23 protein-coding genes and 1 other RNA gene are annotated in these 24,927 nt (G+C 65.5%); 4 read left to right on the top strand and 20 right to left on the bottom strand.

Annotated elements, in window-relative coordinates; translation table 11 throughout:
* Positions 1-30: 30 nt before the first annotated feature.
* From nagA to ACZYZF_RS21235, 3 genes are read right to left on the bottom strand one after another with little or no spacing between them, the layout of a single operon-like run.
* A complete protein-coding gene (gene nagA / locus ACZYZF_RS21245) occupies positions 31-1,176 on the bottom strand; it encodes an N-acetylglucosamine-6-phosphate deacetylase (RefSeq protein ID WP_463836738.1) in 1,146 nt (381 codons plus the stop codon).
* Complete coding sequence (gene nagB, locus ACZYZF_RS21240) at positions 1,177-1,962, bottom strand: glucosamine-6-phosphate deaminase (RefSeq protein ID WP_463836737.1); 786 nt, start codon at positions 1,960-1,962, stop codon at positions 1,177-1,179.
* Positions 1,963-2,433 (bottom strand): PTS sugar transporter subunit IIA, encoded by a 471-nt coding sequence (locus ACZYZF_RS21235; RefSeq protein ID WP_463744478.1) that lies wholly within the window; start codon positions 2,431-2,433, stop codon positions 1,963-1,965.
* Between the two features lie 135 nt (positions 2,434-2,568).
* Between ACZYZF_RS21235 and ACZYZF_RS21230 the strand changes: the two genes are divergently transcribed.
* On the top strand, positions 2,569-4,086 hold the full coding sequence (locus ACZYZF_RS21230; protein WP_463744479.1) for a PTS transporter subunit EIIC: 1,518 nt from the start codon (positions 2,569-2,571) through the stop codon (positions 4,084-4,086).
* Between the two features lie 12 nt (positions 4,087-4,098).
* On the opposite strand, the gene ACZYZF_RS21225 is transcribed toward ACZYZF_RS21230, so the two are convergent.
* From ACZYZF_RS21225 to ACZYZF_RS21200, 6 genes are all read right to left on the bottom strand, one after another.
* On the bottom strand, positions 4,099-4,482 hold the full coding sequence (locus tag ACZYZF_RS21225; RefSeq protein WP_463744480.1) for a hypothetical protein: 384 nt from the start codon (positions 4,480-4,482) through the stop codon (positions 4,099-4,101).
* Complete coding sequence (locus ACZYZF_RS21220; protein WP_463744481.1) at positions 4,479-5,126, bottom strand: hypothetical protein; 648 nt, start codon at positions 5,124-5,126, stop codon at positions 4,479-4,481. Before ACZYZF_RS21220 ends, ACZYZF_RS21225 begins: the two co-directional genes overlap by 4 nt.
* Positions 5,127-5,199: 73 nt before the next feature.
* Complete coding sequence (locus ACZYZF_RS21215; protein ID WP_463836736.1) at positions 5,200-5,769, bottom strand: chorismate mutase; 570 nt, start codon at positions 5,767-5,769, stop codon at positions 5,200-5,202.
* Positions 5,769-6,803, bottom strand: coding sequence for an LmeA family phospholipid-binding protein (locus ACZYZF_RS21210; protein ID WP_463744483.1), 1,035 nt, complete (start codon positions 6,801-6,803; stop codon positions 5,769-5,771). Before ACZYZF_RS21210 ends, ACZYZF_RS21215 begins: the two co-directional genes overlap by 1 nt.
* Before the next feature lie 62 nt (positions 6,804-6,865).
* Complete coding sequence (locus ACZYZF_RS21205; RefSeq protein WP_463744484.1) at positions 6,866-8,032, bottom strand: DUF7802 domain-containing protein; 1,167 nt, start codon at positions 8,030-8,032, stop codon at positions 6,866-6,868.
* Positions 8,025-8,987, bottom strand: coding sequence for a metal-dependent hydrolase (locus tag ACZYZF_RS21200; protein ID WP_463744485.1), 963 nt, complete (start codon positions 8,985-8,987; stop codon positions 8,025-8,027). The genes ACZYZF_RS21205 and ACZYZF_RS21200 overlap by 8 nt, the downstream gene beginning before the upstream one ends.
* A gap of 133 nt (positions 8,988-9,120) precedes the next feature.
* Between ACZYZF_RS21200 and ACZYZF_RS21195 the strand changes: the two genes are divergently transcribed.
* Positions 9,121-9,738: a TetR family transcriptional regulator gene (locus tag ACZYZF_RS21195; protein WP_463744486.1), complete on the top strand. Its 618-nt coding sequence runs from the start codon at positions 9,121-9,123 to the stop codon at positions 9,736-9,738.
* Here ACZYZF_RS21195 and ACZYZF_RS21190 read toward each other — a convergent pair.
* Together ACZYZF_RS21190 and ACZYZF_RS21185 are read right to left on the bottom strand one after the other, a co-directional pair.
* On the bottom strand, positions 9,683-10,693 hold the full coding sequence (locus ACZYZF_RS21190) for an alpha/beta fold hydrolase (protein ID WP_463744487.1): 1,011 nt from the start codon (positions 10,691-10,693) through the stop codon (positions 9,683-9,685). The two genes, ACZYZF_RS21195 and ACZYZF_RS21190, sit on opposite strands and share 56 nt — an antisense overlap.
* 3 nt (positions 10,694-10,696) lie before the next feature.
* Positions 10,697-12,457 carry an N-acyl-D-amino-acid deacylase family protein gene (locus ACZYZF_RS21185; protein WP_463744488.1) on the bottom strand — a complete coding sequence of 587 codons (1,761 nt, stop codon included), beginning with the start codon at positions 12,455-12,457 and terminating at the stop codon, positions 10,697-10,699.
* 101 nt (positions 12,458-12,558) lie between these two features.
* Here ACZYZF_RS21185 and ACZYZF_RS21180 point away from each other — a divergent pair, with 101 nt between their 5' ends.
* Together ACZYZF_RS21180 and ACZYZF_RS21175 are read left to right on the top strand one after the other, a co-directional pair.
* Positions 12,559-13,896, top strand: a complete 1,338-nt coding sequence (locus ACZYZF_RS21180; RefSeq protein ID WP_463836735.1) for an aromatic ring-hydroxylating oxygenase subunit alpha — start codon at positions 12,559-12,561, stop codon at positions 13,894-13,896.
* Entirely contained in the window at positions 13,893-14,558 is a 666-nt protein-coding gene (locus ACZYZF_RS21175) for a TetR/AcrR family transcriptional regulator (RefSeq protein ID WP_463744490.1), read from the top strand. Before ACZYZF_RS21180 ends, ACZYZF_RS21175 begins: the two co-directional genes overlap by 4 nt.
* Here the strand turns inward: ACZYZF_RS21175 and ACZYZF_RS21170 are convergent.
* The 9 genes from ACZYZF_RS21170 to ftsE form a co-directional block, all read right to left on the bottom strand.
* Positions 14,530-15,969, bottom strand: a complete 1,440-nt coding sequence (locus ACZYZF_RS21170) for a DUF4185 domain-containing protein (protein WP_463744491.1) — start codon at positions 15,967-15,969, stop codon at positions 14,530-14,532. The two genes, ACZYZF_RS21175 and ACZYZF_RS21170, sit on opposite strands and share 29 nt — an antisense overlap.
* A 528-nt stretch (positions 15,970-16,497) precedes the next feature.
* On the bottom strand, positions 16,498-19,311 hold the full coding sequence (locus ACZYZF_RS21165) for an MMPL/RND family transporter (RefSeq protein ID WP_463836870.1): 2,814 nt from the start codon (positions 19,309-19,311) through the stop codon (positions 16,498-16,500).
* 176 nt (positions 19,312-19,487) lie between these two features.
* Entirely contained in the window at positions 19,488-20,222 is a 735-nt protein-coding gene (locus ACZYZF_RS21160) for a YwaF family protein (RefSeq protein WP_463836734.1), read from the bottom strand.
* Between the two features lie 118 nt (positions 20,223-20,340).
* Positions 20,341-21,315 carry a cutinase family protein gene (locus tag ACZYZF_RS21155; RefSeq protein ID WP_463836733.1) on the bottom strand — a complete coding sequence of 325 codons (975 nt, stop codon included), beginning with the start codon at positions 21,313-21,315 and terminating at the stop codon, positions 20,341-20,343.
* A 156-nt stretch (positions 21,316-21,471) separates the two neighbouring features.
* Entirely contained in the window at positions 21,472-22,233 is a 762-nt protein-coding gene (locus ACZYZF_RS21150; protein ID WP_463744494.1) for an SDR family NAD(P)-dependent oxidoreductase, read from the bottom strand.
* Positions 22,234-22,322: 89 nt separating this feature from the next.
* Positions 22,323-22,691: a transfer-messenger RNA gene (gene ssrA, locus ACZYZF_RS21145) on the bottom strand.
* Positions 22,692-22,806: 115 nt separating this feature from the next.
* Positions 22,807-23,295 carry an SsrA-binding protein SmpB gene (gene smpB, locus ACZYZF_RS21140; protein WP_064929252.1) on the bottom strand — a complete coding sequence of 163 codons (489 nt, stop codon included), beginning with the start codon at positions 23,293-23,295 and terminating at the stop codon, positions 22,807-22,809.
* Positions 23,296-23,305: 10 nt separating this feature from the next.
* Positions 23,306-24,202, bottom strand: coding sequence for a permease-like cell division protein FtsX (ftsX, locus tag ACZYZF_RS21135; protein WP_166903838.1), 897 nt, complete (start codon positions 24,200-24,202; stop codon positions 23,306-23,308).
* The gene (gene ftsE, locus ACZYZF_RS21130; protein WP_064896558.1) at positions 24,203-24,892 is read right to left on the bottom strand and encodes a cell division ATP-binding protein FtsE; all 690 of its coding nucleotides are present in this window, start codon (positions 24,890-24,892) and stop codon (positions 24,203-24,205) included.
* Between the last annotated feature and the right edge of the window lie 35 nt (positions 24,893-24,927).

Below are 24,927 nucleotides of genomic sequence, written 5' to 3'. Positions count from 1 at the left end.
CGGATCTCCGGGCACATCGGCACGGTGCAGCTACCTCGCCGGATCCAGCTCCCACGCACCGCGCCGCAGGACCCCGCCGACAGTCAGATCCGGACTCAGCACCACGAGATCGGCTGTGGCCCCGGGCATCAACTCTCCACCGGCCAGACGGAGTGCCCGGGCCGGATTGGTCGAAGCCTGACGGGCGACGAGCATCAACGCGTCGTCGCGGCCCAAGCCGCAATGGGCCACCGCGAATCGGACCACCCGGTCCATGGTCGCGGTACTGCCGGCGACCGTGTCTGTCCCCCCGACGAGAGCAACCCCGTCCATCACGTCGACCTGTACCGGCCCCAGGTGGTACCGGCCGTCGGGCATGCCGGTGGCCGCCATCGCGTCGGTGATCAGCGACACGCGATCCGGCCCGACGGTGCGCGTGACGTGCCGGTAGATCGCCGGATCGAGGTGGACCCCGTCGGTGATGAGTTCGACGGTGACACCGGGATCTTCGAGCAGCGCGATCACCGGGCCCGGCTCGCGCCGGTCGATCGGGCGCATGGCGTTGAACAGATGCGTGCCCACGGTGGCACCGGCCTCGATCGCTGCGCGGGTCTGTTCGTAGGTCGCCTCGGTGTGACCGACGGCCACCACCACGCCCGCTTCGACGAACTGCCGGATCGCGGCCGGCGCCCCGGGGCGCTCAGGGGCGATCGTCACCATCCGTATCGTTCCCGCAGCGGCGGCCAGCAGCCGTTCGATCTCGGCCGGATCCGGGTCACGCATGAGCGCGGGTTGATGGGCCCCGCACCGCGCGGTCGACAGCCACGGACCTTCGAGGTGTATTCCGTCGATCAGTCCAGCCCGGACATCCTCGGCCAGCGTGCCGACCTCATGCAGCAGGTTGTCGGGGCTTGCGGTGACCAGCGAGGCGATCATCGTGGTGGTGCCGTGGCGTCGGTGCAGTCTCACCGCGGCCGAGGTGTCGGCCCTCGACGCGGCCGAGAAGCTGCCCCCACCCCCGCCGTGGGTATGGGTGTCGACGAAACCGGGCATGACGGTCACCGGGCCGAGGTCGCGATCGGCACACCGGGGCGGCGGCCCCTTTCCCAGCGCAGTCACCTGCCCCCCGGACGTGTCGATCCATCCGGGGCGCAACAGCTCGGCACCCGTTATCAGCGTTTCAGCGGTCAGCAGCACTCAGATGCCCTGCCAATCCGGTTTCGAGCGGTAAGTCTCGCGGTAGTAGTCGACGAGCTGAAGACGCTGCGCCGCTGCGGCATCGAGCAGAACGGTCACGTGCGGGTGATGCTGCAGGACCGTGGCCGGCCACATGGCGCTCACACCGCCCTCGACCAGATGGTGCACCGCCTCGGCCTTGGCGCGCCCGAAGGCCACCAGGATCACGTGCCGGGCCGCCATGATCGTGGCCAGCCCCTGCGTGAGGCAATGGGTAGGTACCGCGTCGAGGTTGCCCCCGAAAAATCGGGCGTTGTCGAGGCGGGTCTGCCTGGTCAGCGTCTTGATGCGGGTACGTGAGGCCAGCGAGGACCCCGGTTCGTTGAATCCGATGTGCCCGTCGGTGCCGATCCCGACAACCTGCAGATCGACACCGCCGGCGTCCCGGATGGCGTCCTCGTATGCCGCGCACGCGGCGGGTATGTCGTCGGCCAGGCCGTCGGGGCCCTGCACCGACCCGGGTGCGAAGTCGACACGCGAGACGAACACCGTGTCGATGACATTGCGGTATCGCTCGGGATGATCGGCCGGCAGACCGACGTATTCATCGAGGGTGAATCCGCGGGCCCGCCGGAACGAGATCTGCCCCGCGGCGAATCGCGCGGAGAGTTCGTCGTAGATCGCCAGCGGAGATGATCCGGTGGCGAGGCCGAGGACCGCGTCCGGTTTACGGTCGAGCAGCGCGCCGAACGCACCGGCCGCCACCCCGCCTATCTCGGCGGCATCGGCCAGGATGATGACTTCCATCTACTTGGTCGCCGTGAAAAGTTCTGCGCCCGATTCGATGTCGGCCCCGGCGTCGACGGGCTCGGCCACGGTCACGTTGCCCGCTTCGCGCTCGTCCATGACCACAACGGGGACGATCGGGTTGAGGCCCTTCGCCTCGATGGCCGGGACGTCATAGGTCACGATCACCTGGCCGGCGACGACGTCGTCCCCCTGGTGCACGTGGGTGGTGAAGCCTTCACCGTTCAGAGCGACGGTATCCAGACCGAGGTGCACCAGCACACCGACACCCTCGGCCGTCATGATGACGTAGGCGTGCGGCATCAGTTTCAGTAGCCTGCCGCCGACCGGGGCGATCGCATCGATCACGCCGCGAGGCGGGTCCACCGCAGCGCCGTACCCCACCATGCCGCCCGAGAACACGGGGTCCGGAACGTCGTGGAGTGCTACCGCGCGCCCCGCGACCGGGGCGAGTACTCGGGTCAAGCTCACTGTGGTGGCTCCTTCTGTGGTGTCCCAACAATACGAGGGTGGCCGGAAGACGGCCGCGAGTTCACTGGTTCTCGTCTAAGCTTCCGCACAGCTTTACGGCGGTTCGCGCCGGGTGGCCAGCAGAACGGTGGGGCGATGAGCAGTACGACGAAACCTGAAGGTGCGCAGGAGAAGTCCGGCCTGCGAATACCCGCGTTCGCGCAGCTGCAACGACTCGGCAAGAGCCTCATGCTGCCCATCGCCGTTCTGCCCGCCGCGGGCATCCTGCTGCGGCTGGGCCAACCCGATCTGCTCGGCCGGATCGACTCCCCCGTCATCGGTCCGTTCTTCAAGGCGATGAGCGCGGCCGGCGACGCCCTGTTCACCAATCTGCCCCTGCTCTTCGCCGTCGGTGTCGCGATCGGCTTCGCCCGTAAGGCGGACGGCTCGACAGCGCTGGCCGCGGTGGTCGGATACCTGGTGATGGCGGCGGTCTTCAAGACCATGTCCCCCATCGTGCTGGCGGGCGAGGTGGACAAGGCCGGCGATCAAGCGCAGATCAACTACAGCGTGTTCGCCGGGATCGTGGTGGGTCTGGTGACGGCGTGGCTGTTCGACCGCTACCACACCATCCAATTACCGTCCTATCTCGGCTTTTTCGGCGGGCGACGGTTCGTCCCGATCGTGGTGTCCCTGGCGAGTTTGTTCATCGCCTTCCTGATGAGCTACTTCTATCCGATCTTCGATGCCGGCCTGACCGGTCTCGGCCGGTTCATCGGCGGGAGCGGTGCGCTGGGCGCATTCATCTACGGATTTGCCAACCGCATGCTGATTCCCCTGGGCCTGCACCATATTCCGAACTCATATGTGTGGTTCATCTACGGCGATTACCAGACTCCCGACGGCAACGTCGTGACCGGCGAGCTTACCCGGTTCGCTGCCGGCGACCCGACCGCGGGCATTCTCACCTCGGGCTTCTACCCGGTCCTGATGTTCGGTCTGCCCGCCGCCGCGCTCGCGATGATCCTCGCCGCGAACAAGAAGCAGCGCAAGGTTGCCGTCGGCATCCTGTCGGCAGCCGCCCTGACCGCATTCCTCACCGGCGTGACGGAACCGCTGGAGTTCGCGTTCATGTTCGTGGCGTTCCCGCTCTACGTCATCCACGCCGTCCTGACCGGGCTGTCCCTGGCGATCGCCTATCTGCTCGATATACATCTGGGCTTCTCGTTCTCGGCCGGGCTCCTCGACCTGTTGCTCTACGGCGGTGCGCCCGCGGCCCACAACATCTTGCTGCTCATCGCGATGGGAGCAGTGTTCTCCGTCGTCTACTTCGTGCTGTTCTACGTGGCGATCACGAAGTGGAACATGAGCACACCAGGCCGTGAGCCCGAGGCCGAATTCGAGGCGGAGGAACAGGCGAACCTCGGCGATGGTGCCAGACCCGACACTCAGGCCGAGCAGATCATCGCGGCGTTCGGCGGCCGGGAGAACCTCGTCAATGTCGACGCCTGTATCACCCGGCTCCGCATGGAGGTCGCTGACAAGAGCAAGGTCGACCAGGACCGGCTGAAGGCGCTCGGCGCCGCAGGCGTCATCGAGGTCGGCAACAGCGTTCAGGCGGTCTTCGGTACCGGCTCAGAGGCGTTGAAGAACGCCATCATGGACAGCTTGTAACCTTCGCGCGCCTCACACCGACAGCAGCCGGTTGAAGAAATCGCGGTAGCGCGTCAGAGCCACGCGCAGATCTTCGGTGGACGCCACCTCACCACGAGACCATTGCGCCTCGAGCCGAGACCGGGTGTCGGCGAAACTCGCGGTGAGCTCATCGACGACTTCCGCCACGAGGTTGTCCGCTTTCTGCACACACTCTTTCGGGTCGTCGACGAACGCCGCCTGAACGTCATTCCAGCGCGCGTGCAATCCGGACCGATGCTGGTCGGCGAACAACAACGTGTTGTCTTCGTTCAACGCCTCGGCCCGAGCAGTTCCTGCGCCTGTCTCGGGGACAGACCAGGCCGCAACCGCGCTTCGCGACTCCGGCAGATCGGTGCCCTCGTCGTGGATGGTCATGCTCGCGCCTCCTTGGTCGAATCGGTACCGGCTTCGTTCGCGTCGACCTCGTGCTTGCCGGCATCACGCTGGGCCTGGGTGTCGTGTGCGGGCCGTTCTTCGGGCACTGTGCCGACCAACTGTTCGAAGAGCGCTCGATAGTGCACGAGCGCCTCACGTTGCGCCTCGGTGCCGATCTCGCCCTGACCTTGAGCAACGTGCAGGATGTGCGCGGCCCGGTAGTGCTCGACCACCTTGGGATGGTCGACCGAGATGTCGGCAGCGCGCTGCTCGAAATCGTCTATCGGATAACCGCGTTCACGCATCACCTCGGTGACCAGGCGATCCGCCTCACCGACCGATTTCGATGGATTGTCGACGAACCCGGCCTGGGTCACCCCCCACGCCTCGACGTACCGCGCGCGGGATTCCGGCGACAACTCGTTGAGCTTCAGTTTGTTGTGTTTGCGTTCGCGCGCAAGCAGTTCCCGCTCGGCTGCACGTTGACCACCTGCTGTTTCGACGGCGTGATCGTACTCGGGCCCGAACTGTTGCCTGAGCCGTTCACTGCGCTTCTGACGCATCATCGACGCGCCCACGACCACCGCGAGCAGGACGATGACCACGACGACCACTGCGATGACGATCCAACTCCATGTAGGCATTTCCTGACCTCCTGCGGCCAGGGATACCCGCCCACGGTCGACAGAAACGTCAATACTCGGATGGGGCCGACGGTCAACGGCAATAAGACCTGGTGGCGTGCTCCAGCGCCCGCCGATACAGCGGATCCAGATGTCGCGCCGTTGCCACGCCCTCGACGGCGCTCGCCAGATCGGCCGGACATGACGGTGAGTGCAGGGTCGACCATCGGTCGGCGATCTCGTTCACCATCGTGCGATTGAGCCCGTCGATGGCGGTTCTCGACGCCGCGAGATCGGGTGCGTTCTCCGGAGCGGTCGCCGGATCCAGCTTCCATTGCGAGAACAGGCCGTACTCCACCGCGACGGTCGCATCGATCTGGTCCCGGAACACCTCACCCACGTAAGCCGGATCGATGTGGCGGTTGCCCGCCTCGGCGGTAGTGGCATCGATGACCTGCTGTTCGCGTTGCGGATCCTCGATCGCCCCGCCGGCGCGGAACTTGTTGGCGGCCACCGAATCCGCGGTCGCAAGACGCTGCGCGGCGGCATCGACCAGCGGCTGCAACGGGCTGGGCTCCTGTGCCCGGACCGGCGGCGCACCGGCGAGTACCGCGAGTGCGAGTGCGAGTGCGAGTGCCCCGACGGTCGCCGGTCGAGCGATCATCAGAGCTTGGCGAAGCAGGCGTCGTCGGAATCGTCGTTGGGTATCGACGCGTTCTGGCTGGAGAACTTGGCCACCACTCCGGTGTCGGTCACCGAGACGCTGTCGGCGTGGATGCCGAGCGGGTAGGCGTCGTTGAGCTTCGTCGTGAGGCCGTCGAGCGCCGTCTGCACGGTGTCCTTCTCGAAGGGACCGCTGACATCGGTGATCTGCAGGTCCAGGTTTCCGTTGTTCACCACGGGCCTTGCGGTCACCTTGGTATCCCCGACGGCCTGCATTGTGATGGTTCCCGCAGCCGGGTCGGTGCTCACGTCGGTGACCAAAGCGCCGACGCCAGGCAGGTTCTCGGCCACCGTGTCCTTGATTCCGGCCGACGTCCAGGTCAGCGTGGCACTCAACGATCCGATGGTGCCCTTGGAGTCCTCGGTGCCCTGCAACCGGATGTCGGACAGCGCCACGTCCGCGGTCATTCCCTTGGCGGCCTGAACCTGCTTGCCTCCGGTCTCCACCGAGATGTTGGTGTAGTGGCCGGTGATGTGCTGCCACAGGAACGGCGGATTGACGCCGAACGAGACCGAGGCGTTGTCCTCCACCACACATTCGGCAACGGACACCAGCAGGGAGCCGGCCTTGTGACGAGCGAACAGTTCACCGCCGGTCAGTCCGATGACCACAAGTGCGACGGCGATGACCGCGATGAGGACGATCGCCTGCGGACTGCGCCATTGCCCAGACGGCTTTGCCGGCCGCGGCTTCTCCGGCTCAGCGGGCGGCTTTGTCGGTGGTGGTCCCGCCGCCCGTCCGGCGGGCGCCGGACGGGGCTTCGAGATCTTCTCGGTCGAGGCCTCAGGCGGCTGGTAACGCGCCCGGATCTGTTCGGTAGCGGGCTCCGGGGGTCCGGGGCGCGCCCGGATCTGTTCGGTAGGCGCCTCGGGCCGGCCGGGGCGGGGCAACCGTCGAATGGCCGGGTCAGGCGGCGGCACGGGGCCCCGGCCTGGCCGGGGCGGTTCGCCGGGGCGTTGCGGCGGTGTCGGCATCAGCGCAATTCTGCCTCATCACCCAGGCGCTCAGGGGTGTGCCGCGCCTGTGGGTTCGCTCCTCACTCCTGGTTGCCTGCGGCACCCGAAGGCACCGTTTCGGGCTGTTGTTGCAGGCCCGCGGGATTTGCGGTGGCCGCCGCGGCGATCGACAGGCCCGCGATCACCACGCAGATCACGGTGTAGACCAAGCTGCCGATGGGATCGCCATCGGCGGTGACGCCGTCAGCCGCGCCGAAGTAGGCCGGCAGAGCCGTCAGCCACAGGACGGTCATGACCGCCAGGTAGACCGCGGCGTAGCGCAGGATGAGCGGGTTCGCATAGCGCACGGTCGCCGGGTCGCGGTCCTTGCGTACGGTCGACCATTGGTTGAACAGCACCGGAATCGCCACGAGGGTGAGCACCACGAGTTCAGCGGCGTACACGACGCCCCCGACGGTCGTGCTGCCCGAGATCGACGTGGCCAGCGTGGCGGGCAGTGGCAGGATCGCGGTTCCGATCGACGCCAGCACACCGACGACGATGGTGCGGCCCACGAGCTGCGGCCCGCTGAACGTCTTGCCGTCCTGGACGTGGCGGCCGACGAACAGCTGCACGCAGAAGGCCAGCGACATCGGCCACAGCGCGGCGAACACCACCACGCTGGGCAGCGGCACCGAATCGAAGAACGGCTGGTTCATCGGATGATCCAGCGTCCACTCCCACCACCGCAGCTGCGGGCCGAGGTGGTCGAAGATCTCGTAGAACGCGTGGTGAACGAACCCGACGCAGATCGCACCGACCAGCACACCGCGCCGGCGGAACACCCCGAGGGTCCGGACGATCTCGTACGCCACCGTCGCCATCATCGGGTAGATCGCCACGATGTACAGCGGCAGCCGGCCCCACAGGAAGTCCACCGTGAACACGTTGTGGGCGAACATCGTGTCGACATGTTCGCTGATCCCGAACGCCCCGGGGAAATACAGCGGCGGTTCGATGATCAGCAGATAGGCGATGGCACCGAACCACAGCACCAGGTTGGTCGGATCGTTGTGCCGGCGCAGCCGCACGATCGCGTACACCAGGGCCAGCACCGCGCCGACGATCACGGTGATCTCCAGCACCGGAAGCGTCCAGTTCTCCAACCCGAACGGGTTGCGGAACTCGACCAGCCCGCCGGCGGTGTCGCATGAAAAGCCCAGGCGCTGAGCCAATCCCGAGAATGTCGGGGTGCAAAGATCAGACATCGGCGGTCGTCGCTTTCTCTTCCGCGGCCGGGTTCGTGGCGTCACCGGCGGTGTACCACTGCGTGACCTCGTAGCCGTCCTCGTAGCGCTGGAACCACTCGTCGGCCAGCGCCGGCAGTTTCTCGTGGGCCGGATTGTGGCCCGGAACCTGGCTGCGCACCACGCCGGAAAGGGCGGTCAGCATCTCGCGCACCGGCAGGTGGGCGAACGCATTCGCCACGGGGCCGTCGTACGCGGTCTCGGTAAATGGAAGCTTTTGCAGCAGAGCCTTTTTCCGTGCCTGCATGCCGAACATCGACATCGCGTCGATCTGGCGTTCTTCCAGTGGAACGTGCTTGTTGAAGCCTTCGCAGGCGATCTTGAGCACCGCCCACACGTGCTTGAAGATCGACGGCGCGACCCGCATGCGGTACCACGGATCGTCGGCCACCGCGTCGTAGATGATCAGCGCCGAGCTGCGGTGCTCGACCTCTTCGACGAAGTGCCACAGGAACAGTGACGCCACCCGGTCGTCCCCGGGAGCGAACAGCGTGTCGTCGTGGTCGAGCATCAGCTTGAACACCGGCGTGAACGTCGCCTCCAGATCGGCGGTGTAGGCCAGCCGGTACTTCAACGGCGTCTCGGCCGTCAGGTCGTCGAACGCCTTGACCACCTCGTCGAGGGTGTCCTTGAGGCCCGGGTAGGTCTTGATCAGCCCCTTGGCGTGCTGGCGGTGGGCCATCGCGTGCTGACCCTCCTGCCGCACGAAAGCCTGGGCCTCCTCGGCCACCGCCGGATCATCGATGAACGGCATGGCCTCGGTGATCATGTGGCCGATCATCTTCTCGAAGGCGATGGCCAGGAACGACACCGCGTTGGCCATCGACGAGAACGCCGGGTTGGTCTCGTTCCACAGGAAAGGGACGCGGTGATCCGCGAACGCGAACCTCATCTTCCGCACGATCAGATCCGTCATCGGTGGCACCTCAGCTCTTCCCAAGCAATCATACAAATAACGCCTTCGTTGTATGATTACTACACGCGGATGCGGCCCGTCAACGGCGGGTGGCGATATCCTGCAGAGATGTTGCTGGCCAGGAATCCGGACCGTGGCGCGTAGGCGCGGGTGGGACGGGCGACCGCCCGGCAGCGACGAGGAAGCCTCCGAGCGCATCGTGGCCGCCGCCGTGGCGCTGATCGCCGAGACAGGCACCGGGATCAGCATTGCCGACGTCGCGGCATCGCTCGGCGTCATCCGCCAGACCGTGTACCGCTACTTCCCCACCGCCGAGGCCCTGATGCATGCGGCCGCGATCGCCTCGGTGGAAGGCTTTCTCGACCGGCTCGCCGAGAGCGTGCGAGGCATCACCGACCCCGCTGAGGCGATGACCGAAGGCGTCATGTTCACCTTGGAGGAGGTCACCCGCATACCGCACCTCCGCATCATGCTGTCCGGCCCGCAAGCCGCCACCAGTTCGGTCAACGTCGCCTCCGACGAAGGTCAGGCCTTCGGCATGCGGATGATCACGCGCTTCGATGTCGACTGGGAGAAGTACGGCTACGACGAATCCGCACTGCGCGAACTCGTGGAATTCACGCTTCGCACCATGCTGTCGTTCTTCGTCGCCCCCAACGATCCCGGCCGCAGCCGGGAAGAGTTGCGACGCTTCCTCAGACGGTGGCTGGGCGGATCGATCCTGGCTCAGCCGGCCGATGGCGCGCGATGACATCGCCGAACACCGCCGGGATCAGCCGGTTGAAGATGTCGGCGCGCTCCCACTGCAGGAAGTGACCGGCTCCCGGAACCACCAGTGGTCCAATGCGATTGAGAAATGCGCGTTCGGTGCGGGGCACGAAGTCCTCACCGACCACATGATCGTCGGGACCGTAGAGCACCAGCGTGGGCACCTCGACCGCAGCCATCAGCGGGATCTCGGACATGGCACGACCGTAGGCGAGTTGGTACGACGCCCATCCGGCCCGTAGCCGCGCCTCGTCGGCGAACGGCTCGGTCATGAAATCCACATCGGACTGGGTGAACGCATAGGCCGAGCCCCACAACCGATTGGTGTACATGCCCGCGACCCACTGCCTACGCGCTTCCGGCGTGGGCAACATCGAGGCAAGTTCGTCGGGGAAGGCACCCTGCATCCAACGGTAGTCGCCGGTGGGATCGGTCGCGCCGCCCACCGAGCCCGGATGCTGCGTGCCGATTCCCGAGTAGTCCACGGCCATGGGCGGCACCGTGTTGAAAACACAGAAACCCGTGACGAATCCGGGAAATCGGTGAATCAGGTCGGTGCTGACGACGGCGCCGACATCACTCGCTGCGATCAGGCAGGACCTGTGTCCGAGCTGGTCGTGGACCAGCGCATGAAGGTCGCGGGAGTAGGTGACGATGTCGTGCTGGTCGTCGGGCGGGATGCCGCTGTCTCCCATACCGCGCAGGTCCGGGACGATGACCTCGAAGCCGGCGGCGGCCAGAGCCTCGATGTTGCGCCACCAGATCCGCTTGGTCTCGGGATACCCGTGGACCAGCAGAAGCGGCACGCCACCGATACCTTCGCGGACATACGCCAGCGAAACCCCTTCGGCGACAACGGCAGTGTGGATGGTGAACGCGTCAGCGGCCGGCACCGGAGGTTGCGCCGGACGCTGACGCGGGTCGTAGCGAAAACCCACTGATCAGCGCGTCCCGCGCACCAGCCGGCCCGGGCGGGCCCCGGTGTCGACACCGTGACGGCGGGTCACCGCGCCGCTGACAATCGTTGCGTCGTAACCACTTGCGCCCTGCACCAACCGCTTTCCACCGGCAGGCAGATCGTACGCCATCGTCGGCGCATGCAAGGTCAGGGCGTCGAGGTCGATGACGTTGACATCAGCCTTCTTGCCCACACTGATCACGCCACGGTCCGACATGCCGTAGAGCTGCGCGGTGTCGTGCGACTGTTTGCGGATCACGTACTCCAGCGGCAGCTTCTCGCCGCGACGACGGTCGCGGGCCCAGTGGGTCAGCAGGAACGTCGGGTACGAGGCATCACAGATCATGCTGCAGTGGGCGCCGCCGTCGGACAGGCCGAGCACACCGGCCGGGTGGGTGAGCATCTCCCGGATGGCGTCGTGATTCCCGTCGGAGTAGTTGAACATCGGATACATCAACATCGCACCGGCATTCGCTTCGAGCATCAGGTCGTACATCGCCGCCAGCGGATCCAGGCCGCGCTGCTTGGCAATCGCCGCGACGGTGCGCTCGTCAGTCGGTTCGTAATCCGGCGGTTCGCCGATGTGGTACAGGCGGTTTGAGACATTCTGCGCGAGCATGAACATGCCGTCGAACAGTTTGTTCGGATCGATCGGCAGATCTTCTTCGGCCAGGATCGCCGCGCGCACCTTGGGGTCCGCCAGCCGCTCCGCGAGCTCCTCGCGGGTGCATTCGGCCTGCAGGCGCCGGTAGGTCGGACGGTGTGTGAAGGCGTGATGGCCGGGAAAGCCCAGCAGCATGCCGAACGGCCGCGCCGCCACCTGGGGGAACAACCGGCTGCCCGCCTGATGGGCCGCCGCGGACAGGTCGAGTTGTTCGCGCCACAGGTTGGGGTCGGCGTCGACCTGGATCAGGGCGAAACTGAGTGCGCAGTCGATCTCCTCGCCGAGGCGGCGCATCCAATCGAGTTCCTTCTTGGGTGCGACGATGTCTTCGCCGGCCGCCCCCTGCGGGGCCAGCTCGAACACCGCGGCTCCGGCGGCCGCGGTGGCCCGACCCAGAGCGAACAACTCGTCTTCGGCGGCAAAGGTTCCGGGCACCGGCTCGCCGTCCATGGCGGTGTGCGCGATGGTGCGCGACGACGAAAACCCAAGCGCTCCAGCCTCTATGGCCTCCTGCACCAGTTTCGCCATGGCCTTGATGTCATCGGGGGTCGCCGCTTCGTTGCGGGCGCCGCGCTCCCCCATCGCGTAGGCCCGGATCGCACCGTGGGCGATCTGGGTGCCCATGTCGACAGCCAGTTCCCGTTGTCCGATCACGTCCAGGTATTCGCCGAAGGTCTCCCAACCCCAGGTGATGCCCTCGGTCAAGGCCGTGCCGGGAATGTCCTCGACCCCCTCCATCAGGGAGATCAGCCACTCCTCCTGGCCGGGCCGCACCGGCGCGAAGCCGACACCACAGTTGCCCGCCACCACGGTGGTGACCCCGTGGTTACTCGACGGTTCGAGCACGGCGTCCCAAGAGACCTGACCGTCATAGTGGGTGTGGATGTCGACGAAGCCGGGGGCGACGATCTTACCTGTGGCGTCGATGGTTTCGGCTGCGTCACCGGCCAGGGCCGGGTCGTTGGCGCCCCGCCGATGCACCTCGACGATCTTTCCGTCCTTGATCGCGACGTCGGCGGTGAACCGGTCGGCGCCGGTCCCGTCGACGACGGTGCCGCCGGTGATTTTGAGATCGAACACGTTTCTGCTCCCTTGAGGCTTTCAGGCCGCTACGGTGGCAATGTAACACCGTTACAGAACTGCCGTGCCAAGTTTTCGATCTTCGCAGCGGGAGGCACTCCATGACCCTGAGTTCCACGCACACCGACGACACGGGACGGGCGGACGCGATCGGTGACCCGCCGGCGCGGCCCACCCTGGTACCCGCCGACCGCTACATCTCACCGGCGTTCGCCCGCCTCGAAGTGGAACGCATGTGGCCACGGGCGTGGCAGGCCGCATGCACGGTCGATCATGTGGCCGACCCCGGTGACTACTTCGAATACCGTTGCGGCCCTTATTCGGTACTGATCGTCCACGGAGATGACGGTGAGTTGCGCGCTTTTCAGAATGCCTGCCGTCATCGCGGCAACGCGCTGTGCACCGGCGCCGGTTCGTCGTTGCGGGAACTGAAGTGCGGCTATCACGGCTGGACGTGGGATCTGGCCGGCACGCTCAAACGGATTCCGAACCGCAAGGGGTTCGGAACGGTGCACATGTCGGAGTTTCCGCTGGCACCGGTGCAGGTCGACACCTGGGAACGGCTGGTCTTCGTCAACCTCGACCCAGGCGCGATACCCCTGGCCGACTACCTGGAGGCGGTCCCCGACGACATCGCCTGGTGTGGGCTCGGCGACTTCCGTTGCTACGCCACGATGACCATCGACGTCGAGGCGAACTGGAAGACCATCGCCGACGGTTACAGCGAGACCTACCACGTTCAGACGCTGCACCCCGAACTCCACCGGTGCATGGACGATGTCTACGCACCGCAGCAGATCTGGGGCCACACAGGCAAATCCGAATCACTGTACGGAGTCCCGAGCCCACGACTCGCCGGGTCATTGAGCGACGAAGAGGTATGGGACGCGTACGTGTGCACGCAGGGCCCGCTGATGGGCATGGCCGAGGGGACGCCGTTTCCCCGTGAGCGGCAATCCCCCGGCCAGTCGGTGGCCGACGTGATCGCCACGCAGATCAGGGATTTCGCGGCCGGTCGCGGCGTCGACATCAGCTGGGCGAGCACCGATCAGGTGATGTGTCTGCACCAGTACAACGTCTTCCCCAATCTGACCCTGCTGGCCAGCGCCGATCATCTGACCGTGATGACGTCATTGCCCGGGTCTGATCCCGACCGTGGCCTGCTCGTCATGACCCTGATGACCCGCATGCCGCCGCAGGCGCCACGCGTCAAGCCGACGGATGTCCGGCTCAGTGCGGAGGAAGCCCATCCCGGCGTGGTGATGAGTCAGGACATCGCCGTGCTCACCGGCCTGCAGCGCGGTTTGCACCAGCCGGGCTTCACCCACCTGGTCCTGTCCGCCGAGGAGCGGAGAATCATCAACATGCACCGCAACCTTGAGCGCTACCTCGAACTCCCCGAGTCCGAATGCATCGCCGAAGCCGAAGCCGGCGGATGAGCCCGAAGCCGAAGGCCATCGACGCCGACGTCATCCTCGATGCGGCGGCCTGCCTCATCGAATCCGACGGGGTGGAAGCGTTCTCGATGCGGGGGCTCGCCGAGCGCATCGGCGTGGCCGTCACCTCGATCTACTGGCACGTCGGCGGCCGTGACGCGCTCTTCGACAGCCTGGTCGACCGCCTGGTCGCCGAGATGGCCGGATTGCCCATGGAGGGCGACACGCCGGTGAATCGCATTGCCGCACTTGCCCGCAACCAGCGCAGCCTGCTGATCCGACGCCAGCATCTGCTGGCGATCGCTCACGAGCGGGATCGCACCCCGACGTTGTTCCTGCCGGTCCAGCAGAGGCTGGCGGCCGAACTGGCCGAGGCGGGTGTCACCGGGGCCCGCGCCGCATTGGTGCTGCGGGCGGTGGAGGTACACGTGGTCTCCTCGTCGGTGATGCTGTTCTCGGCCGTGCGCGGCCCCCGCCATCAGGAGGAAGACCCGTCCCTGTGGGCCACCGACTGGCCCGACCAGGCGCTCGTCGCCGCCCTGCAGTCCCCCACCGATTACGACGCGGTGTTCGAGTACGGTCTCGACGCGCTGCTGGCGCCGCTGGGTCAGCTCAACGGTCGGGTCAGCGGCCGGATCAAGGCAGCACGGTCTTCATCAACATGACGTTGTAGGCCGACCACAGCGACAGGTTGTAGTAGAGCTCCTTGCCCGTCGACCACGGATGCAGATAGGGCGCGTAGATGCCGCCCGGGATCTGCCCCGAGGGCACGATCAACTGCTCGGGCCCCCACGGGCCCTGCGGCGCGGGCGCGGTGCGCATCACGACATCGTTGGCCCCGTTGCCGTACAGCACGAGGTACTGCTTGAGGTAGGTGTTGTACTGGGCGGACATTTCACTCACGGGACCCGGGATCACCGGCGTCGCCGCCGCCGGGTTAGCCGGCACCCAGGCGTTGTTGTCCGCGTTCCAGTATTCGTATTTCGTGAGATCCGGAATGAGACCAGGCGACACCCGCGCCAGGTACGCCGACCCGCCTCGCCCGTTCGGTGTCCCGAACGTGTAGATGTACGGATCACCGGGGCCCGGCTTGAGGTAGGCGCCCATCTGGAAGTTCTCGTTACCTCCGCCGGGCGGGCGGATGGTCCCTGGGTACACGCCCCAGTTCTCACCGTTGTCCGGTGACATCGCGATCGCCGAGAAGTTGGTCGACCACGCTCCGGGGCTGTCCCAGTTCCGGATCGACATGAAGTTGAGGTACTGGTTGCGCCCGACCGAGACTCCCGCTGTCGGAATGATGCCCGTCTCCTCCGGGGCCCGGCCGATGCTGTTGATGATCTGCTTCGAAATGCCTTGGCGCCACACCGGGGAACCGGAGTATTTGTTGGCCACCACGCCGTCCGGCACGGCGACGGTCTTCGACAGTGATCCGTCCTGGCTGCGGAACAACGCGTTGTACCGCCACTGCTTACCGGGAATGCCGCAGTAGCCGTTGGTGTCACCGAAGGCCATCAATACCTGCCGGTTCGCGGGATCCCCGTTGTCCCACATGATTCCGAGGTCGGTGCCGGTGATGGCGAATCGTTTGATCGTCTGGTTGGGGCTGTCGGGTCCGGTCACCCACCCGACGATCGACGTTCCCGGAGGCGCCCCCGGTGCCGGCTGCGCCGCGGGAGCCGGAGCGGGTTGGGCTGCGGCCGGCGCCGGGGCAGGCTGCGCTGCATTCGGGACAGGCTGGGCACCACCAGGATTGGGAGTCGGGACGACCGCCGCCTTCTGCCTGACCTGGCCGGTGTTCGGGATCAGCGCCTTGAGGAGGGCCAATGGCAACTGCCCGAGCTTGGGCAGTGGAGCCCGGTCATTGGCGCCGGCGGGCATGTGCCCGATCGGGCGGTTCAGCGGCGCGAGCCGTGAGGGTTTGGGGATCTGGAAGGCCTGATTCGGGAGGGGCTGGGCCGCTGCGGCCGCACCTTCGCAGGGTTCGGCCGATGCCGAGGGCGCCACGCCGACGGCGAAGACGAGTCCGATTGCGGCCGCCGCTGCCATCGTCGAAGCACCCCGAGGACGTCGCGACATGTCACACCTTCCCAATGCAGGGACGTCGACATGACGTCACAGTTGGCCCATGTGACGTTAGTGATCAATGGTGCCGATGTGACCAGTGATGCACTGATAGGTATCGTCCCGTGATCGTGTCGCAACCGACCCGGCGTGTTGCTTTCCCCTGTTGTGGCCGCTCCTGACCACGGAGTTTCAGCCGGCGGTGCGGGAAATCAGTGCTCGGGACCGGATCCGGGCCGGCGTAGCGCCGGGGCGCCCGCCGACAATCGTCTCAAGGCCCGTTCCCTGTTCGTTGCGGTTAGCTGCGCGGTCGAGAGTTCGTCGCTACGGTGGGCGGTGGTGGAACTATCGAAACGAGCGAGAGGGATCGCCATGGCAGGAACATTCGATCCGAAAAAGGGCGGCAAGTTCGAGCCGACCACGAAGGCCAAGCCGCCGCCACCTCCGCGGCCTGGGGGCAACAAGAAGTAGCCAGACAAGGCTGCCCACGTGCGAGCGTTTTCGGCTCACACGTGGGCAGTTTCGTTTACGGGGCGGCTTCGTTTACGGGGCGACGGGGACACTCCGCGCGTCCGGATCGCGCAGCGCGGCCAAGCGGCGCTTCGAGGCAGCCGACTGGATGGCCTGGGGCCACCAGAACCACCGGCCGAGCAGCGCCGCGATCGCCGGGGTCATGAATGACCGCACGATCAGGGTGTCGAACAGCAGGCCGAGTGCGATGGTGGTGCCGACCTGTGCCATGACCTTGAGATCGCTGAATGCGAACGATGCCATGGTGAACGCGAACACGAGACCGGCCGAAGTCACCACGGAACCGGTCCCCGCCATGGCCCGGATGATGCCGGTCTTCAGGCCACCGGACAGCTCTTCCTTGAAGCGGGACACCAGCAGAAGGTTGTAGTCGGACCCGACCGCCAGCAGCAGGATGACCGACATCGCCAACACCATCCAGTGCAGTTCCAGCCCGAGTAGATGCTGCCAGACGAGCACCGACAGGCCGAATGACGCGCCGAGGGACAGGAGCACCGTGCCGACGATCACCGCTGCGGCCACCGCGCTGCGGGTGATCAGTAGCATGATGATGAAAATCAGTGACACCGCGGCAATTCCGGCGATCATCAGGTCGTAGAACGATCCGTCCTTCATGTCCTTGTAGGTGGCCGCGGTACCCGCCAGATAGATCTTGGAACCTTCCAACGGCGTGCCCTTGAGCGCTTCCTTGGCCGCCAGCTTGATCGGCTCCACATGGCTGACGCCCTCCGGCGTCGCAGGATCGCCCTCGTGACTGATGATGAACCGCACCGATTTTCCGTCGGGTGAGATGAAGTTCTTCATGCCGCGCTTGAAGTCCTTGTTGTCGAAGGCCTCCGGCGGGAGATAGAACGTATCGTCATTGCGAGCCTCGTCGAAGGCCTTGCCCATCGCCGTCGAGTTCTCCTGCATGGCGGCCATCTGATCCTGCTGACCGGCCTGGGTGGCGCGCTGCGTCAGCATCATCGTCTTCATGGTCTTCATGGACTCGATCTGCTGTGGCATCAACGCGGCCAGCTGTGGCATCAGCGTGTCCAGGCGCTCGAGCTCGGGCACCAACTCCTGGACGTCGTCGGTGAGGGCGTCGATCCCGTCGAGAGTGTCGAAGATCGACCGGAGCGACTGGCACACCGGGATGTCGAAACAGTGCGGCTCCCAGTAGAAGTAGTTGCGCAAGGGGCGCAGCCAATCGTCGAAATCACCGATGTTGTCGCGCAATTCGGCGATATCGAGGGTCATCACCTTGGTCTTCGCCACCATCGAATGCGTGATGTCGGCCATCTGCTGGGTCAGCTGCGACATCCGCTCCATCGTGTCGATGGTCTTCTGCATCTCGTCGGCCTGAACCAGCATGTCAGCCATCCGGTCCTGGTTGTACTTGCGGTTCATCGTGTTCAGCGTGCCCTGCCGGCTGAGCAGGAACGGGATGGACGTGTGCTCGATCGGGCGGCCGTTGGGCCGGGTGATGGCCTGTACCCGGGAGATTCCGGGGACGCGGACGATCCCCTTGGCGATCTTGTCGATGACGAGGAAGTCTGCAGGGTTTCGCAGGTCGCGGTCGGTCTCGATCATCAGCAATTCCGGATTCATCCGCGCGGCGGTGAAATGCCTTTCGGCGGCGGCATATCCGACATTGGCAGGCAGGTCGGAGGGCAGGTATTTGCGGGCGTCGTAATTGGTCTTGTAACCCGGCAGTGTGAGCAGGCCGATGAGCGCCAGGCCCAACGTCGCGGCCAGGACCGGACCGGGCCACCGGACCACCGCGACGCCGACCCGACGCCAGCCACGCGACCGGATACTGCGCTTGGGCTCGAAACGGCCGAACCGACTGCCGATCACGATGACCGCCGGGCCCATCGTCAGCGCGGCGACGACGGCGACGAAAGTGCCCACCGCGCACGGCACTCCCATGGTCTGGAAGTACGGCAGGCGGGTGAAGCTCAGGCACAGCATCGCGCCGGCGATCGTCAGACCGGACCCGAGGACCACGTGAGAGGTTCCGCGGAACATCGTGTAATACGCGGTTTCCCGGTCTTCACCCGCGCCGCGCGCCTCTTGATAGCGACCGATCGCGAAGATCGCGTAGTCGGTTCCGGCGGCGATGACCATCAACGTCAGGAGGTTGACCGCGAAGGTCGACAAACCGATGATCCCGGTGTGAGCCAGGAACGCCACGATGCCGCGGGCCGCGCCGAGCTCCATGAACACCATCAGCAGTACCAGGATCATGGTGGCAATCGAGCGGTAGACGATCAGCAACATCGCCGCGATCACCACGAGCGTGATGGCGGTGACCCGGGCGACGCTCTTGTCGCCGGCGTGGTGCTGATCGGAAACCAGCGGCGCGCCGCCGGTGACGTACACCTTGATCCCGGCCGGAGGCGACGACTGGTTGACGATCTCTCGGACTGCGGCAACTGATTCGTTGGCCAGCGTCTCGCCCTGGTTGCCACGAAGGTACAGCTGAACGTAGGCGGACTTGCCGTCGTTGCTCTGCGCGCCCGAGGCCGTCAGCGGGTCGCCCCAGAAATCGGCCACGTGCTGGACGTGGGCGGTGTCCGCCTCGAACTTGTCGACGATGCCGTCGTAGTAGTGGTGTGCGTCGTCGCCCAGGGGCTGCTCGCCTTCCAGCACCACCATGGCGTTGCTGTCGGAATCGAACTCCTGGAAGTCGCTGCCGATCTTGCGCATGGCGATCATCGCCGGCGCGTCTTTGGCACTCAGCCCGACGGTGTTCTCTTCGCCGACCTTCTCGAGCGGTGGGACGAAAACGTTCGTCGCGATGGTCAGGGCGACCCAGCCGAGCAGGATGGGCACCGCCAGCATGCGGATGACCCGGGCGATGCCAGACCCCTTGGGTCCCGCGCTCGTGCCCGTTGCCTTGGTATGCACAACCCGCCCCTTCGATCAGGCCACTGTCGCCCGGTGGGACAGGTCGCAAGCGATACACATTCGCAATCGCGCGTAATATACCTAGCCTGTCAAAGTGTCAGTGTCAATAATCACTTCGCCGGTTCACTGACAGCTGGCTCACAGCTATGGCGCATCCGCTCCCACGGCCAGGTCATCAGCGCCCAGACGATGAGGACGACCACCACCTCGGCCAGCAGATACACCGGCCACGGGCCCAGAACGTCCAGCAATGACGCGGTGGGCGGCTTCCGGTTGAGGTAGCCGTAGTTCGAACCGGTGATCACGTTGAAGATGAACGTGACGACCCCCCACGTGAGCGTCGCGATTACCGCGAAGCGGTAGTCACGCCACCGCGGACGCATCCCTCTCCCCCAGGTGAGATAGACGGCCGCCGACACGACAAGCACGTGAAGCGTGAAGAAGGTGACGAAGAGATGGTGGGGAAAGTCCGGAGCACCATCCTTTGCGGTACCGATGTCCGGCGTGATCAACGCCTGTGAGCTCAGGACCAGGCCCCAGTAATAGGTGAGGACGAAGGCCCAATGCCGTTGCGACCACAAGGCATACGCTGCCGCGAGTTCCGCGAGATCGCACAACTGAAGTGGTACCGAGTTGTCGACCGTCGGCTCGACCAGCTTGTAGGCCAACGCCACGAGGAAGACCGCGACGAGGAGAACAGCCAGGGCACGGCTCAGGAATCTGGACTGCGATTCGTTCTGCCGCCGGCCCACCACGACCAGAAGCACTGCGCCGGTCACGAACAGCGCCAGCACCACCCAGTGCGACGGGCCGTACGCCTCGAACTCACGTTGTGCGGAGAACATCTGGATCAACTCCCCGTTTCATCGCAGGGAACTACCACCCATGATCGCAGGCGGTGTGCCTCTCCGCGCTGAAAGACGAAGAAGGGCCGCATCGCTGCGGCCCTGCCTCGTGAACTTCCTAGACCCACCCGATTCCGGCGGGTGGTGCGGCAGGCGCGGGTGTCGATGCACCTGACCCGGGTGGCTGCGTTCCGTACCCGGGAGCATCCGGGCTGTACCCCGGAGCCGGGCCGTACCCCGGTTGCGGACCGTGCTGCGACGTGTCCGGGCCGGAGCCCGGAAGCGGGCCGTACACCGGCGTCGAACCGGACCCCGGCAGCGGGCCGAACTCAGGCAGCTGACCGTAGTCCGGCAGCGCCGGGCCGTACCCGGGCACCGACTGACCGGACCCGGCGAGCAGCTTCGACGCGACAAATGCCGCGGCCTGGGTGGTGTACACCGGGACATAGCCGTCGGTGTGTCCACTCCATTCGTTGCCCTGACCCTCGTGGCAGATCGGATCCATGGGGTTACACAGGTCGATCGCCTTGGATCCGTACAGTGCGCTCTGGGTTGCTATCGATTGCTTGGTTCGGGTACCGACGTCGCCGAAGGTGGTGATCGCCACGACGCTGTCCGCGTACTCAGTCGGGAGCGAATCGCCCCACGTGATGTTGCCCAGCGGGTTGCCGGCCACGATGTTGATCACACTCGCGCCCTGTGAGTAGCCGCCCAGCACGATCTTGGTGTCGGGGCAGGAGGACAGCGTGGACTTGATGTGGGAAATGGCGTCTTTGGCGCCGTCACCACCGTGCAGCTGCAGCTTGCTGGCCTTGTAGTTGACCCCGTAGCTGTCGATGTTCATGCCGGTGGCCTGCTTGCGCAGCGCATCGACGAGGGCATCGCCGACCCGGCCCATACCGGCCGGCTCATCCGTGCCACGCGCGAAGACCACCTCCACATCGGCGCAGTCGGCGGCCGATGCCATCGGCGGCGCGGTCAGGGCAGCGAGCGGGAAGCCCGCGACGAGAAGTGCAGCAGCGCCAAGCCCGACCCAGCGACCACCTGACCGCGCACTGCCCGTCCCAGGGCTGTGTATGCGGCGAGAGAACATTCCTCAATCTAACCCGTATCCGCGGCCGCCGAGGCCCCCTCGGCCTGCATGGACGCCTGCCGTCTCGGTCACCCCGGTACGCCGAAATATTGACGGCAAAGAAATAAAGTTCCGGGATTGAATCCCTGACCTGCCAGGTTGTCCGCCAGGCGAACGCTACTGCGCGAGGTATCCCCCGTCGACAGGCAGCACTGCGCCGGTGATGAAGGAGGCGTCGTCAGAGGCAAGGAAGACGATGGCACTGGCCACTTCGGCCGGTTCGCCGAGACGGCCCATCGGATGCATCCGCTCGATCGTGGCCAGGTATTCCGAGCCGCCCGGCTGTTGCGGAATCCGCTTGACCGCGTCGGTCCGAATCGTCCCGGGGGCAACGGCGTTGACTCTGATTCCCTGGTCGGCCCACTCGACCGCCAGATGCTTGGCCAAGCCGGTGGCGATGAACTTGGCGGGGCCATAGGCCGCCTGCCGTTTCTGGCCGGCCAGTCCGGAGATCGAGGAGAGGCAGACGATGGCGCCACCACCGGTCGGCAGCATCGCTTCGATCGCGAACTTGCACGTGAGGAACATGCCGCGCCCGTCGATGGCCATCACCTCGTCCCACCCGGCGGCGGTCACCTCCATCACGTCGCCGAGCGGGATGACCCCGGCGTTGGCCACCAGCACGTCAAGAGCTCCGAAGCGGTCGACCGCCGCCGCGATCATCCGCCGGGCGTCGTTCTCTACCGAGACGTCGCCGATGACTGTCTCGACCTCGGCACCGGCGCGCCGCAGTTCGTCGGCCAGCGCCAGCAGCGGCTCACCCTGAATATCGGTCAGGGTGAGCCGCGCGCCCTCGCGTGTGAAGAGCTCGGCAGTCGCCCGACCGATGCCGAAGGCGGCCCCGGTGATCACAGCAGACTTCCCGAGAAGGCGGTTCACGGCGCCATCGTCGCACTGTTGATCGACAACGACGGTCCTTAATGGAAAACGAGAACGGGCCAGGACTGTCGTCCTGGCCCGTTCTCAACCGGTGGAGCTGCCGGGAATTGAACCCGGGTCCTACGGCACTTCCTCGAGGCTTCTCCGTGCGCAGTTCGCTGTGCCTCTACTCGGATCTCTCAGTCACGCGAACAAGCCGAGATGACGATCCCAGTCGCTGTTTGATGTCCCCACGGATCCCGCGACCGAACCCGTGGGTGGGTCCCTCTAGCTGATGCCAGGGTCCGGGCCGAGGGCGCTCCCGGTCTGACAGACACGCAGTCGCTTAGGCAGCGAGTGCGTAGTCGCGCTGATTGGAATCGGCGCTTAATTGGTTGCAACGACGCTTACGGTGGTCATTTGCCTGCACCGGCACGCTTCCCTTGATTCGATGCGCGAAGTCGAAACCGATCAGCCCCTCGCATCCCTGCCGAGTCTCGGCAGGACAGTCAATGGTACGTCAGACCCAACGGCGAACGCCAAGTCATTATTCCGAGGCATTTTCGTGTCGCTTGCGGGGTAGAGGAACCGGAACTACATGCCCTTGGCGCGGCGACCCAGCTCACGGGTGATCTCCCGATCGGCATCCCGTTTGGCCAGGTCCTGACGTTTGTCATGGGCCTGCTTACCGCGGGCCAGCGCCAGTTCGACCTTGACCTTGCCGTCGGAGAAGTACATCGACAGCGGCACCAGCGTCAGGTTGCCGTCACGGATCTTGCCGATCAGGTTGTCGATCTGACTACGGTGCAGCAGCAGCTTGCGGTTGCGCCGCGGGGCATGGTTGGTCCACGTGCCGTGGTGGTACTCCGCGATGTGCACGTTGCGCAGCCAGATCTCACCGTCGTCGACGGTGGCGAACGCGTCGGCCAGCGACGCCTGGCCTTCGCGCAGGCTCTTGACCTCGGTACCCATCAGCGCGATACCGGCCTCATAGGTGTCGAGGATCATGTAGTTGTGCCGCGCCTTGCGATTGCTGGCCACAATCTGCTTATTGCCGGCGGGGCTGGATTTCTTGGTCGCCACTAGCTCACGATTACCTTCGGATGTAGAGCCGCAGTGTCACGTACGCGGTAACCCCGGACATCGCCAGACCGAGGAACAGCATCCATGGTGCGCTGAAGTAGAGGACGTCAGCGTAGTCGACCCTGGCAATCAAATTCGACTGATAAAACTGGTCGAGCGCTTTCTCGAGGAACACCGCTCGCACCACGATCAGCCCGACGATCGCGATCACCACACCGATCAATGCGGCGATCATCGCTTCCACCAGGAACGGCAGCTGTGTGTACCAGCGGGTCGCACCGACCAGGCGCATGATGCCGATCTCGTTGCGCCGGGTGTAGGCAGCCACCTGAACCATGTTGGCGATCAGCAACACCGCACCGATCGCCTGCACCAGCGCCACCGCGAAGGCGACGCTACTGAGACCGTCGAGCACGGCGAACAACCGATCGATCAAATCCTTCTGGTTGAGCACATTGAGCACGCCGGGCTGCCCCTGCATCGCCTTGTCGAACGCGTCATGCTGCTCGGGGTCGTTGAGCTTGACGATGAACGATGCCGGGAACGCATCCTTGCCCGCGACATCCTTGTACTGCGGGAACTTCTTGATCGCGTCGTTGTAGGCCTGCTCACGATTGAGGAAGCTCAGCGAGCGCACGTCGTCACGGTCGTCGATCATGCGGTACAGCGCCTTGCACGCATCGGCGTCGCAGTTGGGGTCGTTGGCCGAGATGTCGTCGGTCAGGAACACCTGGCTTTCGACGCGATCGAGGTAGATGTCACGGGACTGGTCGGCCAGCCGCACCACCAGCAGACCGCCACCGAACAGGCCGATGGAGATGGCGGTGGTCAGGATCATCGCCACCGTCATCGTGACGTTGCGGCGAAGCCCGGTCAGAACTTCATTGACAAGAAAACCGAAGCGCACTTAGCGATCCATTCCGTAGACGCCGCGCTGCTCATCACGGATCAGCCGGCCGAGTTCGAGTTCGACGACCCGCTGGCGCATGGAGTCGACGATGTGATGGTCGTGGGTGGCCATCAGCACCGTGGTTCCGGTGCGGTTGATCCGTTCCAGCAGGTCCATGATGTCCTTGCTGGTCTCCGGATCCAAGTTTCCGGTGGGCTCGTCGGCGATCAGGACCAGCGGACGGTTGACGAAGGCCCGCGCGATGGCGACACGCTGCTGCTCGCCACCGGACAGCTCGCTCGGCAACCGGTTGGCCTTGCCGGACAAGCCGACCATCTCCAGCACGTCCGGGACCACCCGGTTGATCACCTCGCCGCGCTTGCCGATCACCTCGAGCGCGAACGCCACGTTCTCGAACACGGTCTTCTGCTGCAACAGCCGGAAGTCCTGGAACACGCAGCCGATGACCTGACGCAGGCTCGGGACATGCCGGCCGGCGAGTTTGTTGACATGAAACTTGGACACCCGGATGTCACCGGAGGTGGGCGTCTCGGCCGCCAGCAGCAGCCGCATGAACGTCGACTTGCCCGAACCCGACGGGCCGATCAGGAAGACGAACTCACCCTTGTCGATTTTCAACGAGACATCGTCGAGCGCTGGGCGCGCCGAAGACTTGTAGTGCTTCGTCACGTGGTCGAGGGTGATCATCACGGCACGCCAGTGTAGCGGGGCGGAATCATCCG

The organism is Mycobacterium sp. IDUB_24 (assembly GCF_055419385.1).
This window is presented reverse-complemented; position numbering and strand designations above follow the sequence as displayed.